Raw genomic sequence first — 13,486 nt, forward strand, 5'->3', positions numbered from 1 at the left:
GCGGGCCACCAGCGCCACCGCCGCCCCGTCCCCGGGCGCGTCCGCCCCCCCGACCACGGCCTGGCCCTGGCTTCCAGGGGGCCCGGCGTCCACCGGCCCACAGGAGGGCAGGCAGGCGAGCGCCAGCCAGGCCCCGAGCGCAACCCCCCGGGGGGGTCGGCATCCTGTCCATTGCCCGCCGGACCCGGTGGACCGTTTCGCCATGGGGCGCATCATAGGCAACAGGGGGTCATGGGAATGGGGGACGCCCCGCGTTACCTTGCCCCGGGGGGACGTGAACCGGATAGAGTCCGTTGCACGTCTCCCTGCCCCAAGGGGCGGAAGGCCTGCATGCCTGCCTTCTCCGCCGGAGGGGACTGACACATTGGAGGGTCCGCCACATCTTCACGGGTGGTGGGTCCGCTAACCCTTTTTGGAGGATGTTCACATCATTCGCGAACAGAGAAACAGCAGCCGCGGTCCCAACCGGGACCAGAGAACCAACCGCCGCATCCGCGCGCGGGAAGTCCGTGTCGTGGGCTCGGATGGCTCGCAGCTCGGCGTCATGACCATCGAGGCGGCGCTTGAGAAGGCCCGCTCCGAGTCGCTCGACCTGGTCGAAGTCAGCCCGATGGCGAAGCCGCCGGTCTGCAAGATCATGGACTACGGCAAGTTCAAGTACGAGGAGAAGAAGAAGGCCTCGGACGCGAAGCGCACGCAGGTGGTCATCCAGCTCAAGGAAGTGAAGCTCCGTCCCAAGACGGAGGAGCACGACTACGAGTTCAAGGTGCGCAACACCCGCCGGTTCATCGAAGAGGGCAACAAGGCCAAGGTCGTCATCCAGTTCCGCGGGCGTGAAATCACGCACAAGGAGCTGGGCAGCGCCATCCTCGATGACGTCATCAAGGACCTGAAGGACGTGGCCGTGGCGGAGCAGCTGCCGCGCATGGAAGGCCGGCAGATGTACATGATTCTGGCCCCCACGCCCAAGGTCGCGCAGAAGGCGCGTGAACAGGCGCGGCAGGCCGCGGCGGCCGCTCGCAAGTCCCCGCCCCCGAGCGCGGGCAAGAAGCCCCAGGCGGCCGGTGCGCCGGGTGCGGACGGTGCCTCCACGGCCCCGGTCGAATCCGACGGCGCCAGCGACGCCGACGACACGACGGACGAAGCGCCGGACGCCGCGCCCGCGACGACGTAGCCGTTCGCACACGTCCCCGCGTCTCCCCTCGCCGGGAGACGCGCACACGGGCGGTTCCCCTTGGGAGAGAGTCCCAGGGAGACCGCCCGCGTTCGTTTCCTGGCGCTGCGTGTGCTTGTTACCCGGTCAGCACCCGGGTGCGTCGGCGGCGGCCCCACTCCATCAGGAGGAACGTCACGCCCACCGCGAGCGTCGCGCTGGCACCGCCGCACCCGGCGGCCATCGCCTGCTGGGAGGGCGTCGTGGCGGCGCTCACCAGCGTGCCGGGGTCCTGCGGCGGGCCGTAGGAACCGGAGCCGCCGGTGGCGGTGAACCGGGCGTCGTCATCCTCGGTGCTGGCCGGAGCCTGCTTCGCCGCGACGGCCTGGGACTTGAGCGACGACGCGCTGGTGGAGAAGAAGGACAGCCGGTAGCTGGAGCCGGAGGACGGCTCGATGCCGAAGAAGCACACCAGCGGCACGCCCGAGGGCAGCACGTCCGGCGCCGCCGGGTAGCCCGCGAAGCCGGACACCGACGCCAGCTCCTTGCCCGCGCCCGGCTTGCCGCTGGAGGACAGCGCGCGCACCCACAGCCGGTAGCCGCTGCCGTCGCTGCGGGGCTGGTTGTAGAAGAGGTACAGGCTGCTGCCCGAGCGCACGAGCGCCGGCTGCGTGGCCCAGTCCCCGTCCTCCAGCACCCTCACCGCGGAGCCGAAGCTGGTGCCGTTGAAGCGGCGGTACATCAGCCGTTCGGAGTTGTCCTTGTAGACCAGGTGCAGGCCGCCGTTGCCGTCCGCCACCGCGCTCATCGCGGCGCCGTGGTAGATGCCGTCGGAGAAGGCGGTGCGCGTGGAGGACCAGCTGGACACGGACGCGCTGTCATCCCGGATGCGGTAGTGCGTGGAGTCGCGCCCGTCGTGCGAGCTCCACAGCATCATCATCCGGCTGCCCAGGCTGATGAGCCGCCCGCCGCCGCGCTTGGAGATGTCGCGCGCGAGCGCGGACTGCGTGCGGAAGGTGGAGCCGCCGTCGCTGCTCACGGAGATGACCAGCGTGTTGCTGGCGTCCTTCTCCCGGAAGAAGGCCTGCACCCAGAGCCGGCCCTTGGAGTCGCGCGCCAGCTCCGCGCGGTAGTACGCGGTGCTGGAGCTGGTGGAGTCGAACACGCGCACGGCCTTGTCCGGCAGCCAGTGGTTCTTGGACGCGCTGTAGCGCCACCACTGGAAGTACACGTCGCGTGACGTGGAGCCGCTGATGCCCGTGCTGTCCGGCGTCTCCACCGCGTAGACGAGCGCCACGTCCTTGCCCACCGCGACCAGGTCCGCCCGGTCATAGGTGGAGCCGTCGTGGATGATGCCCTCCTGCTTCCAGGTGCCGCCGCCGTTGTCGCTGCGGAACAGGCGCAGGCCGTGCCCGTCCTGTCCGCCCTGCTGCACGGCCGCGAGCAGCACGGAGCCCTCGCTGCGGGACACGCGCACGATGTGCCGGTGCGCGGGCAGTGTCAGCGCGTTCCCCCCCCGCACCGGGATGGCCGAGGGCGGCGTCGCCGCCGTCATGCCCGCAAGCAGGAGTCCTGTGAATGCTGCCCAACCCATTCCCACCCCCTCCGTTGGATACCCCGCACGGAAACTGGTGGGCAGGGAGGAGCGAGAGAAGGTGGGAAAAAGGGTTTCCGCCTGCTTGCCTGCCCTACGAAGCGTCAGCCTCGGGCCGCGGCCCGGCCGCCGATGTGTTCACCGGCGTCCGGACGCAGCCGGCGGAAGAGTGGCCCGGCCAACGATGACACGAGCCCGATGGCGACGAACGGCAGGACGAAGCGGTCCGGCGTCAGGCGCACGTCACCGCCGCCGCGCGCCACGTGCAGCATCAGGCCGCCGAAGCTGATGCCCACGCTCAGCGCCATCTGCTGCGTCACCACCGCGAGGGTGGAGGCGTTGCTCACCGACTCCCTGGGGAGGTCCGCGTAGGCCACCGTGTTGGTGGCGGTGAACTGCAGCGAGCGCATGAAGCCGCTGCACACGAGCGTGGCGATGATGAACGGGATGGGCGTCCCCAGCCCGAAGAACGCGGGCACCGCCGTCAGCGCCGCGGTCAGCAGGTTGGAGGCGACGAGCGTCTGGCGGAAGCCCACGCGGCGGATGAGCGCGGGCGCCACCGGCTTGCACGCGAAGGCCCCCAGCCCCGTCCCGATGGTGACGAGCCCCGCCTCCAGCGGCCCCCAGCCCAGGGCCACCTGGAAGAGCAGCGGCAGGAGGAACGGCGTCGCCCCCAGGCCAATGCGCACCAGCGCCCCGCCCATCATGCTGGCGCGGAAGGTGTCCACCTGGAACAGGCGCAGGTCGAGCACCGGGCGCGGCGTGCGCAGCGCGTGCCGCACGTAGGCCCCCACGGCCCCCACCGCCACCAGCGTGATGCCGGCCTGCACGGGCCACGGCACCAGTCCGATGCCCAGCGTCTCCGCCGCGCCCATCAGCGCGGTGATGGCCACCACGGAGATGGCGAAGCCCTTCGAGTCGAAGGGGCCCGGGTCCGGCTGCTCCAGCGGGGGCACGAAGCGCGCCACGGCCCACATGCCCAGCAGGCCCACCGGCACGTTGATGAAGAAGATCCACGGCCAGTCCGCGACGCCCAGGATGAGGCCCGCGAGCGGCGGTCCCAGCAGCGGCCCCACCAGCGCGGGCATGGTGAACCAGCTCATCGCGGACACCAGCTTCTCGCGCGGCGCCGAGTTCACGACGATGAGCCGGCCCACGGGCACCATCAGCGCGCCGCCCAGCCCCTGCAGGGCGCGGAAGATGACCAGCTGCGCGAGCGTCCGCGAGAAGCCGCACAGCACGGAGCCCGCGAGGAACACGACCATGGCGGTCATGAAGACGCGGCGCGGACCGAAGCGGTCGGCGATCCACCCGCTCGCGGGCGCGAGCACGGCCAGGGCCAGGATGTACGACGTCAGCGCCAGCTTGAGGTGGACCGGGTCGGTGCCGAACGCCACGGACAGCGTGGGCAGCGCGGTGGACAGCGCGGTGGAGTCCAGGAACTCCATGAACAGCGCGCTGGCCACGGCGACGGACGCCAGCCGGGAGCCTCGAGTGGAAACCGTGTTGGAGGGCCCGCCGGAGAGGGTCGTGGTGGAAACAGACACGTCCTTTTCTATGCACATGCCGGCCCGTGCCTGTCACGCCCGCGTGAAGGCGCGGCCCGGCACGGCAGAAGCGCCCATACTCCCAGCGCGAAGGGGCGAACGCCGCTCGTGAAGCCCACGTCTGGCGGCCCACCGGGCGGCCGGCCAGGCACGCCCACCGTCAGGGGTCGGCCGGTTCGTCGCGCGCGGCCTCGGCGAGGGTGCGGGCCTCCTCGCGCAGCTCGTTCAACCGGACGCGGTGGCGCTGGAGCAGCGCGTCCACCTGGTCGACGCGGGTCTTGTCTCCGCGCGCCTTCGCCTCCTGCCGCTCGCCCTCCAGCCGCGACACGTCGCGCCCCAGCAGCGTGGCGATGTGCTCCGTCTTCTCCAGCTTCCAGCGCGCCGTCTGTGGCAGCTCCTCTGGGATGGCGTCGTTCGCTTGCGGCGGCGCGTTGGCCACCTCCGGCTCCGGCGGCACGTCTCCGGGCGAGGGCGGCACCACCGTGGCGTGACGAGGCGCGGGGTCCGGCGTGCGCACCGGCACCGCGGGGTTGGGCGACACCTGCGCGGCCGGCACCGGAGGCGTGGGGGACGCGGCCTCCCGGGCCGGCCACAGCAGCACGGCAACGAGCGCGGCCACCAGCACGCCCGCGCTCCCCAGCATCACCCGCTCACGGTTCCGCATCGTCCACTCCCGCTACAACCGAAGGCGCCAGCCGTCACCCTGGCGCTCCACCCGGAAGAGGAACGGCTCCGCGCGCTCCGTTCCTCCCTGCGACACCCGCGCCCGAACCACCACCGCGTTCGGGTCGCGGCCATCCACCTTCGCGTCCAGCACGTCCACCAGGCCCATGCCGTGCTCGCGCAGGTCCTTCACCGTCTCCTCGCACGAAGGCACGCCCTGCCCGCTCACCAGCATGGGGCCCAGCACCGCGCAGTCCCCGGACGGCAGGGCCTGGAAGAAGCGGCGCACCGCTGCCTCCCCGGCCTCCGCCTTGGAGGACGTCGTGGACGTGCAGCCCGGGGCGGACAGCCACAGCCCCACCGCGAGCGCTACCGTGCGTCGCCGCATCCCTTGTCAGTAGCAGTTGGGCGCGAACAGCTCGTCGTCCGACGCGGACATGAACTGATCATCGCAGTAGCCGGACGCCAGCACGTGGCCGTTGCGCACGCAGCCGTCGTGGTTGGTGGCGTCCAGCGTGTACTGGGTGTCGCCACCGCAGCCGCCGCCGCAGCGGCCGAAGCAGTTGCCCATCACCTTGGGGCGCGACCAGTGGTCCGGCTCGCCGCACACCCAGGTGCTGCCGTTCATGTAGTACTCGTCGCCGCTGCACGTCGTGTGGTCACCCAGCTGGGCGATCTGCTGGTTGCGCGCGTTGTCGAAGCCGCCCTTGTTGCAGTCGTGCTTCGCGTACGAGTACCAGTTGTAGGTACCGCCGCAGCTGCCCGTCCACTTGCCGGCGCACTTCGCGTAGCTGCACAGCATCGTGTAGCCGCGGTTCTGCTCGCCCATCACCGTGCGCTTGAGCGTGACGCTCGTGGGCTGCTGCGCCCACAGGCCCACCGCGCGGCGCAGGTACATGGCCTCCGGCGCGGCGGCGTCACCCTGCGGCAATCCCGCATTGAGCGCGCCGTAGAACGCGCTCAGCGTCTGGCGGTCCGCGTCCACCACCTGCGTGTCCTGCACGTTCGCGTCCGCGAAGCCGTCCAGCGTGGACACGCCCGACGCCGGGTCCATCAGGCCCGTTAGCGTCATGCCGTGCATGCGCACCTCCAGGCGGTAGACGCCGGGCTCCACCTCGCGCGAGGCGAAGGACACCGTCTGCCCGTCCTGCGCCCAGGTGCCCTCGGTCAGCCCCGTGCCGGTGGTGAGTGACAGCCCCTCGGGGGACGCGGGCGGCGCTTCCGTGCCCGCTCCACCACAGCCCCACAGCAACAACGCCGCGACCGCACCACCCAGTGCCTTGCGCATCCGTGTTCACCCTCCGGCCAGGACCACTTCCAAGAATTCGAAGCGAGTGCGGGATTACCGGGGGGCTGAACGGCGAACAAGGCGAGGTGCGTCAGCTGGGGCCTCCAAGCATCCGGCCTGTACCGGGGGACACCCTGCCTGTTCACGGCGGACGGGCGCGGAGGGGCGGGGATGTGGCATGACGGCCCCCGCGAAGCAGTTCGTCGTTCCCCTTGTGGAGGAAGTCCCCTTGAGAATCCCCGCACTCACCGTGATGGCGGCGCTCGCCGCGACGGGTTGCTCCAACGGCAGCATCACCCAGAACCCCGAGGTCCGCGCGCGGCTCGCGGCCAACGCGGCGAAGCCCCAGCTGGCGCCCATGAAGGGTTCCGAGGCGCTGGCCAGCACGCCGGACGCGTACAAGGCCCTGTGCAAGGCGGACCTGGAGCGCGCGCAGGCGCAGGTGGCGGCGCTCAAGAAGCTGGACCCCAAGACGAACGGCCTGGGCGTCCTCAAGGCGTACGACGAGGCGCAGACCGCCATCCTCAACGCGGCCAACCGCTCCAGCCTCGCGCATGAGGTGCACCCGGACGCCGCCATGCGCGACGCGTCCCGCGAGTGCGAGCAGCAGGTGGACGCGGCCAGCGTGGCGCTGTCCCAGGACCGCGGCGTCTACGACGCGCTGTCGCTGGTGGACCTGTCCAAGATGGACGCGGCCACGAAGCACTGGGTGGACCGCACGCTGCTGGACTTCCGCCGCGCGGGCGTGGACCGGGACGAGGCCACGCGCGCCAAGGTGAAGTCGCTCAACGAGGAGATTTTGAAGCTGGGCCAGCAGTTCGGTCAGAACATCGCGGAGGACACGCGCAGCGTGGCCTTCACGCCCAAGGACCTGGACGGGCTGCCGGAGGACTACAAGAAGGCGCACGCGCCCGGCGCGGACGGCAAGGTGGTCATCACCAGCAACTACCCGGACTACTTCCCGTTCATGACGTACGCGAAGAACGCGAAGGCGCGCGAGAAGCTCTGGCGCACCTACCGTCAGCGCGCGTTCCCCAAGAACCAGGCGGTGCTCGCGCAGCTCATCGAGAAGCGCAACGAGCTGGCGAAGCTGCTGGGCTACGACACCTACGCGGCCTTCACGACGGAAACGCGCATGACGCGCACGCAGCAGGCCGCGGCGGACTTCATCGACCAGCTGGCGCAGGCCACGGAAGGACGCGCGAAGAAGGAGATGGCGGACCTGCTGGCGCGCAAGAAGAAGGACGTGAAGGGCGCCACCGTGGTGGAGCCCTGGGACCAGGACTACTACGAGGACCGGCTGCGCGCGGAGAAGTTCGGGTTCGACTCGCAGGCGGTGCGGCCCTACCTGGAGTACGCGCGGGTGAAGGACGGCGTGATGGGCATCACCTCCAGCCTGTGGGGGGTGGCCTTCCAGCCGGTGAAGGACGCGAAGACGTGGCACGCGGACGTGGAGGCGTACGACGTCGTCGACAACGGCAAGCCGCTGGGCCGCATCTACCTGGACATGCACCCGCGCGACGACAAGTACAAGCACGCGGCGCAGTTCGACCTGGTGACGGGTGAGCTGGACAAGCGGCTGCCGGAGGCCGTGCTGGTGTGCAACTTCCCGCGCCCCGGCGACCTGATGACGCACGACGAGGTGGGGACGTTCTTCCACGAGTTCGGCCACCTGATGCACACCATCTTCTCCGGCCACCAGCAGTGGACGCCCATCTCCGGCATCTCCATGGAGCGTGACTTCGTGGAGACGCCGTCCATGCTGCTGCAGCAGTGGGCGGAGCAGCCGGAGGTGCTCAAGAGCTTCGCCAAGCACCATGAGACGAACGAGCCCATCCCCGCGGAGATGGTGGAGAAGCTGCGCGCGTCGAAGGAGTTCGGCCAGGGCCTGTTCGCGCGCCGCCAGCTGTTCCTGTCCGCGGTCAGCCTCCAGTACTACTCGCGCGCGCCGGGCTTCGACACGTCCGCGGTGCTCGCGGAGCTGCAGAAGAAGCTGTCGCCCTTCCGCCACGAGTACCGCGACGGCACCCACTTCGAGCTCGCGTTCGGGCACCTGGATGGGTACTCGGCCGCGTACTACACGTACCTCTGGTCCTCCGTCATCGCGAAGGACCTGGAGTCGAAGTTCCAGGAGAACGGCTACCTGGACCGCGACACGGCCATGCACTACCGCAAGACGGTGCTGGAGCCCGGCGGCTCCAAGCCCGCCGCGGAGCAGGTGAAGGACTTCCTCGGCCGGCCGTACGGCTTCGAGGCCTACCGCGCGTACCTCGACGGCACCGCGAAGAACACCGGCACCGCGAAGGACGCGAAGTAGCCGTCGCAGAATGAAGCGCCGCGCGCCGCCTGCCCCGTCCTCCGGGGCAGGAGTCGGCGCGCGGTGCCCTCCCGGCCCCAGGGCCCTGCCCGGTCGCGGAACTCTCCTTCCCCTTCAAGTGCCTTGCACGTGCCCATCTCCACCCCGGGGATGGAGGCGTGCGTCGGCCTGTCGTCACGCGGCGGCTGGTGAGCGTCTTGCTTTGGAGCGCGCTTCGCCGGGGCCCCTTCGCGGCCCGGAGGAGGCATGCGCGGTGACGGCCTGCGGTCGGAGATGGCGAAGGGTGGGCCTCGCGGCGGCGGTGGTGGCGCTGGCCGCGGGCTGCAACAACTCACCTCCCAAGGCACGGGTGCTGCCGGGACCGGACGCGCCGGGCACTCCCGTGGATCCGCAGGACGTGCTGTGCCGCTCGGCGGCGCGCGACCCGGGCCGCGTCACGCTGCACCGCCTCAACCGCGCGGAGTACGACAACACCGTGCGCGACCTCCTGGGTGAAACGGGCTCGCCCGCGAGCAGCTTCCCGCCGGACGACCACGGCTTCGGCTTCGACAACAACGCGGACGTGCTCAGCATGTCCCCGCTGCTGATGGAGAAGTATTCGCACGCGGCGGAGGCGATGGTGGAGTCCGCGTGGACGCGGGGCGCGTTCAAGACGTGCGTGCTGGACCCGGCGAAACCGGAAGCCTGCGCGCGAGAGTTGCTCAAGACCTTCGCGCGCAGGGCCTGGCGCAGGCCCGTCACCGCCGAAGAGGTCGAGCGGCTGGTGGCGTTCGTCACGCTGGCCCGGCAGCAGGGCGACGCGCCGGAGGTGGGCGTGAAGCTGGCGCTGCGCTCGGTGCTGGTGTCGCCGCACTTCCTCTTCCGCGTGGAGCTGGACGCCGCGCCCACGTCCACCGCGGCGCACCCCATCAGCGACCTGGAGCTGGCCAGCCGCCTGTCCTACTTCCTCTGGAGCAGCATGCCGGATGAAGCGCTGTTGCAGGCCGCGGAGGGAGGCCGCCTGCACGAGCCGGAGGTGCTGGAGGCGCAGGTGCGCCGCATGCTGGCGGACCCCAAGGCCCACGCGCTGGTGGACAACTTCGCGGGCCAGTGGCTCTACACGCGCGCGCTCGACTTCGCCCAGCCGGAGTCGCGCTACGGCTTCGATGAACCGCTGCGCGCGGCCATGCGCCAGGAGATGCAGCTCGTCTTCCAGGAGTTCGTCACCGGCGACCACCGCTTCAAGGACCTGCTGGATGCGCCCTTCACCTACGTGAACGACCGGCTGGCCACGCACTACGGCCTGCCCAAACCCGGCACCCAGGCCATGACGCGCGTGGAGCTGAAGGGCCACCCGGAGCGTGCGGGCCTCTTCGGCAAGGGCGCGCTGCTCACCGTCACCGCGAACCCGGACCGCACGTCGCCGGTGAAGCGCGGCGTCTGGGTGCTGGAGCAGCTGCTGTGCAAGGGGCCTCCGCCGCCGCCTCCTGATGCCGGCGGGCTGGCCCCGGCGGTGGACCCCACGCTCAACATCAAGGCGCGCATGGCGCAGCACCGCGTGGACCCCACCTGTTCGGGCTGTCACACGCTGATGGATCCGCTGGGCTTTGGCATGGAGAACTTCGACCCGGTGGGCCGCTGGCGCACGAAGGAGGAGGGCGGCGCGCTGGTGGACCCCAGCGGCGAGCTTCCCGGGGGCAAGTCCTTCAACGGCGTGGCGGAGATGCGCGCGGTGGTGAAGCAGGACCCGGACCTGTCCGCGTGCATGACGCGCCACCTGCTCACGTACGCGCTCGGGCGCGGCGCGGAGGACGCGGACCGCTGCACCGTGCGCGACATCTCCCAGCAGGCCGAATCCCGGGGCGGCCGCCTCACCGACTACATCCTCGCCATCGTCCGCAGTGACGCATTCCTGCAGCGGCGCGGCGAGGCGGAGGGACACACGCCATGAGCCGCACCCCTGCCCTCTCCCGCCGCACGCTCCTGCGCGGCATGGGCGCGCTGATGGCGCTGCCGCTGCTGGACATCATGCGGCCCGGTACGGCCCGTGCCGCCACGCCGGCTCCGCGCCGCTTCGTGGCCTTCTACACGCCCTGCGGCATCCACATGCCCAAGTGGACGCCGGGCGGCGAGGGCGCGGAGTGGTCGTTGACGCCCACGCTCGCGTCGCTGGCGCCGGTGAAGGGCGACGTGCTGGTGCTCAGCGGTCTGGACAACCTGCCCGGCAGGCCGGACGGCGACGGCCACCACGCCGCCGCGACGGCCGCGTTCCTGTCCTGCGTGAAGGCGCGCAAGACGGAGGGCACCAACATCCGCACCGGCATCTCCATGGACCAGGTGCTGGCGAGGGCGGTGGGAGCGGCGACGCGCTACCCGTCGCTGGAGCTGGGCATCGACCAGGGCAAGGGCATTGGCAACTGCGACTCCGGCTACGCGTGCCCGTACGCGAACAACATCGCGTGGGCGGGGCCGTCCACGCCCGTGCCCAAGGAGACGAAGCCTCGCGCGGCCTTCGAGCGGCTGTTCGCGGACTTCGACCCGAACGTCACGCAGGCGGAGCTGGCGAAGCGCAAGGCGTACGGCCTGAGCATCATCGACGCCGTGCGCGACGACGCGAAGGCACTCCAGGGGAAGCTGGGCACCACGGACCAGCGCAAGCTGGATGAGTACTTCACCGGCGTGCGCGAGCTGGAGCTGCGCGTGAACGCGATGGACGCCTCCGGCCCCTCGTGTGGCACTTCCATATCGCCCGGGGACACCGAGGACGTGCGCGAGAAGACGAAGGCGATGCTGGACCTCATCGTGCTCGCGTTCCAGTGCGACCTGACCCGCACGTGCACCTTCATGCTGGGCAACGCGCGCAGCCAGCGCGTGTATTCGTTCCTGGGGCTGTCCAGCGAGCACCACGCGTACTCGCACCACCAGCGGGTCCAGGCCAACTACGACGCGCTGGCGAAGATCGACAAGTGGGAGGTGGAGCAGTTCTCCTACCTCCTCCAGCGCATGAAGGGCGTGCAGGAGGAAAGCGGGACGCTGCTGGACCACAGCGCCGTGTACTTCTCCAGTGAGATCGCCGACGGCAACATGCACGAACACAAGAACCTGCCCATCCTGCTCGCGGGCCGCGCGGGAGGCGCCATCGCTCCGGGACGGCACCTCCGCTACGGGGGCCAGCCGTTGGCGAACCTCTACATCGCCCTGCTCCACATGTTCGGCGTGCCCGCGACGACCTTCGGCGACGACGGCACCGGGCCGCTGCCGCGACTGGGAGCGTAGGCAGGAAGGCACTCGGGCCCCCCGGGGTCCGCCTGCCCGGTTCGGTTCCGCTGCACGGAAGTCGCCGGTGCGGAATGATTCCGCGCATGGCACCTCCAGTGTTCCGTCGTGGGCTCGCGGTGTTGCTGCTGGCTCCGTTGCTTGGCTGCGGCTCCAGCGCGAACGCGCAGCGCCCCATCTCCGCCTCCACGAAGAAGGCCGCGGCCACCGCCGCGCGCAAGGCCCCCGCGCCCTCCGAGGGCACCCGCAAGCCGGTGCCGTCCGCCGCGGAGCTCAAGCGCGACATGGTGGCCGCGCACAACGAGGCGCGAGCGAAGGCCTCACGTCCCACGCCGAAGCCGGCGCTGCCCGCGCTCACCTGGTCCGACGAGGCGGCGCGCAAGGCGGAGTCGTACGTGAAGGAGTGCCGCTTCGAGCACAACCCGGACCGGGGCAGCTTCGGAGAGAACCTGGCCGCCGCGACGCCGGACACCTGGACCACCGCGCAGGTGGTGAAGGGCTGGGCGGATGAAGCCGCCGACTACGACTTCGCCTCCGGCAAGTGCAAGGCCGGGAAGATGTGCGGCCACTACACGCAGGTGGTGTGGCGCACCACGAAGGCGGTGGGCTGCGCGACGCGGCTGTGCACGAAGAACTCGCCCTTCGGCGGGAACGTGAAGACGTGGCAGCTCTGGGTGTGCAACTACGCGCCGCCGGGCAACTGGGTGGGTGAGAAGCCCTACTGAGCCGCGAGCGTGATGACCTCGATGCCGCTCGCCGTGCCCACGGCGAAGCGGCGGTTCGCGGCGTCCATCGCGAAGTGCGGCTGGGCCGGCAGGTGGCGGCGGATGCTGCCCAGCGCCTTCCCCGTGTCCAGGTCCTCCCAGCGCTGCACCACGCGGCCGGTGGAGCGCGACACGAGCTTCGGGTGCTGGAAGAAGTCCACCACGTGCTCCGCGTCCACGACCATCAGCGGGCCCGCGGGCTCCTCCAGCTCCACCTCCGACAGCACCTTCTTCTCCGTGAGCGAGTACGTGCCCAGGAAGAACCGGGCGTCGTCGCTGGACTCCTCGATCCGCACGGACACGAGCGTGTCCTTCGCCCCGAAGGCCACGGACAGGAGGAAGATGCCGCCCTCCACGCCGTCCATCAGCGCGGCGCTGTCCAGCGACGCGGGCTCCTCCAGCGCGCGGGCCACGTCGAACACCGACGCCGCGTCCACCGGGTGCCAGATCCACCCCGCGCTCGCCAGGTAGCGCCCGTCCGGGCTGAACTGGAGCCGCGAGTGGAAGATGTCCACCGGGGTGTTGTCGCGCTTCGTGAGGCGCTCGCCCGTGGCGGCGTCCTCCAGCTCCACCACGCAGTACGACTCCGGGCAGTGCGCCAGCAGCGTGCGTCCGCTGGGGAGCGTGTGCAGGGCCACGGGATGGTCGTGCGTGTCCGCGTGGTAGAAGTCCCGCGTCAGCTGCCGCACCACGCGCGTGCCGTCGAGCAGGAGCCCCGTGGTCCCCAGCGATTCGTACAGCACGCTGTAACGGCCGTCCGGGGACATCACCGCGCGGTCGAAGCGGAACGAGTACCGCACGCACGGGTCGAAGGAGGTGCCGTCCAGGTGGTAGCGCACCAGGCCTCCCACCGGGTCCACCAGCGCGTCGCCGCTCCAGCAGAGGGAGGACACGGCGCCGGGGGT

The 13,486-nt window shown here is 70.8% G+C and carries 11 protein-coding genes; 5 read left to right on the plus strand and 6 right to left on the minus strand.

The window, feature by feature from the left end; translation table 11 throughout:
* Positions 1 to 427 precede the first annotated feature (427 nt).
* Positions 428 to 1,174, plus strand: a complete 747-nt coding sequence (gene infC, locus D7X96_RS25120) for a translation initiation factor IF-3 (RefSeq protein ID WP_120552370.1) — start codon at positions 428 to 430, stop codon at positions 1,172 to 1,174.
* 118 nt (positions 1,175 to 1,292) lie between these two features.
* On the opposite strand, the gene D7X96_RS25125 is transcribed toward infC, so the two are convergent.
* The 5 genes from D7X96_RS25125 to D7X96_RS25145 form a co-directional block, all read right to left on the minus strand.
* Complete coding sequence (locus D7X96_RS25125) at positions 1,293 to 2,708, minus strand: hypothetical protein (RefSeq protein WP_120552368.1); 1,416 nt, start codon at positions 2,706 to 2,708, stop codon at positions 1,293 to 1,295.
* A gap of 143 nt (positions 2,709 to 2,851) precedes the next feature.
* Entirely contained in the window at positions 2,852 to 4,195 is a 1,344-nt protein-coding gene (locus D7X96_RS25130; RefSeq protein ID WP_244219713.1) for a DHA2 family efflux MFS transporter permease subunit, read from the minus strand.
* A 259-nt stretch (positions 4,196 to 4,454) separates the two neighbouring features.
* On the minus strand, positions 4,455 to 4,958 hold the full coding sequence (locus D7X96_RS25135; protein ID WP_121770909.1) for a hypothetical protein: 504 nt from the start codon (positions 4,956 to 4,958) through the stop codon (positions 4,455 to 4,457).
* 12 nt (positions 4,959 to 4,970) lie between these two features.
* Positions 4,971 to 5,345 (minus strand): hypothetical protein, encoded by a 375-nt coding sequence (locus tag D7X96_RS25140; protein ID WP_120552365.1) that lies wholly within the window; start codon positions 5,343 to 5,345, stop codon positions 4,971 to 4,973.
* Positions 5,346 to 5,351: 6 nt separating this feature from the next.
* Positions 5,352 to 6,245, minus strand: coding sequence for a hypothetical protein (locus D7X96_RS25145; RefSeq protein WP_120552364.1), 894 nt, complete (start codon positions 6,243 to 6,245; stop codon positions 5,352 to 5,354).
* Between the two features lie 253 nt (positions 6,246 to 6,498).
* Here D7X96_RS25145 and D7X96_RS25150 point away from each other — a divergent pair, with 253 nt between their 5' ends.
* The 4 genes from D7X96_RS25150 to D7X96_RS25165 all read left to right on the plus strand — a co-directional run bounded on the left by D7X96_RS25150 (position 6,499) and on the right by D7X96_RS25165 (position 12,542).
* Positions 6,499 to 8,562: a M3 family metallopeptidase gene (locus D7X96_RS25150; RefSeq protein ID WP_370450144.1), complete on the plus strand. Its 2,064-nt coding sequence runs from the start codon at positions 6,499 to 6,501 to the stop codon at positions 8,560 to 8,562.
* Positions 8,563 to 8,845: 283 nt separating this feature from the next.
* Positions 8,846 to 10,492 carry a DUF1592 domain-containing protein gene (locus D7X96_RS25155; RefSeq protein ID WP_244219709.1) on the plus strand — a complete coding sequence of 549 codons (1,647 nt, stop codon included), beginning with the start codon at positions 8,846 to 8,848 and terminating at the stop codon, positions 10,490 to 10,492.
* Complete coding sequence (locus D7X96_RS25160; protein WP_121770911.1) at positions 10,489 to 11,817, plus strand: DUF1552 domain-containing protein; 1,329 nt, start codon at positions 10,489 to 10,491, stop codon at positions 11,815 to 11,817. Before D7X96_RS25155 ends, D7X96_RS25160 begins: the two co-directional genes overlap by 4 nt.
* An 86-nt stretch (positions 11,818 to 11,903) precedes the next feature.
* Entirely contained in the window at positions 11,904 to 12,542 is a 639-nt protein-coding gene (locus D7X96_RS25165; RefSeq protein WP_244219710.1) for a CAP domain-containing protein, read from the plus strand.
* Here D7X96_RS25165 and D7X96_RS25170 read toward each other — a convergent pair.
* Positions 12,536 to 13,474: a hypothetical protein gene (locus tag D7X96_RS25170; RefSeq protein WP_233610035.1), complete on the minus strand. Its 939-nt coding sequence runs from the start codon at positions 13,472 to 13,474 to the stop codon at positions 12,536 to 12,538. The two genes, D7X96_RS25165 and D7X96_RS25170, sit on opposite strands and share 7 nt — an antisense overlap.
* Positions 13,475 to 13,486: the final 12 nt, after the last annotated feature.

The organism is Corallococcus interemptor (genome assembly GCF_003668875.1).
Taxonomy (GTDB): domain Bacteria; phylum Myxococcota; class Myxococcia; order Myxococcales; family Myxococcaceae; genus Corallococcus; species Corallococcus interemptor.

Excerpts from the sequence above, each read along its gene's own strand:
- D7X96_RS25125 (WP_120552368.1), bottom strand. The coding sequence starts at position 2,708 with ATGACGGCGGCGACGCCGCCCTCGGCCATCCCGGTGCGGGGGGGGAAC.
- D7X96_RS25130 (WP_244219713.1), bottom strand. The coding sequence starts at position 4,195 with ATGGAGTTCCTGGACTCCACCGCGCTGTCCACCGCGCTGCCCACGCTG.
- D7X96_RS25135 (WP_121770909.1), bottom strand. The coding sequence starts at position 4,958 with ATGCGGAACCGTGAGCGGGTGATGCTGGGGAGCGCGGGCGTGCTGGTG.
- D7X96_RS25140 (WP_120552365.1), bottom strand. The coding sequence starts at position 5,345 with ATGCGGCGACGCACGGTAGCGCTCGCGGTGGGGCTGTGGCTGTCCGCC.
- D7X96_RS25145 (WP_120552364.1), bottom strand. The coding sequence starts at position 6,245 with ATGCGCAAGGCACTGGGTGGTGCGGTCGCGGCGTTGTTGCTGTGGGGC.
- D7X96_RS25150 (WP_370450144.1), top strand. The coding sequence starts at position 6,499 with ATGGCGGCGCTCGCCGCGACGGGTTGCTCCAACGGCAGCATCACCCAG.
- D7X96_RS25160 (WP_121770911.1), top strand. The coding sequence starts at position 10,489 with ATGAGCCGCACCCCTGCCCTCTCCCGCCGCACGCTCCTGCGCGGCATG.
- D7X96_RS25165 (WP_244219710.1), top strand. The coding sequence starts at position 11,904 with ATGGCACCTCCAGTGTTCCGTCGTGGGCTCGCGGTGTTGCTGCTGGCT.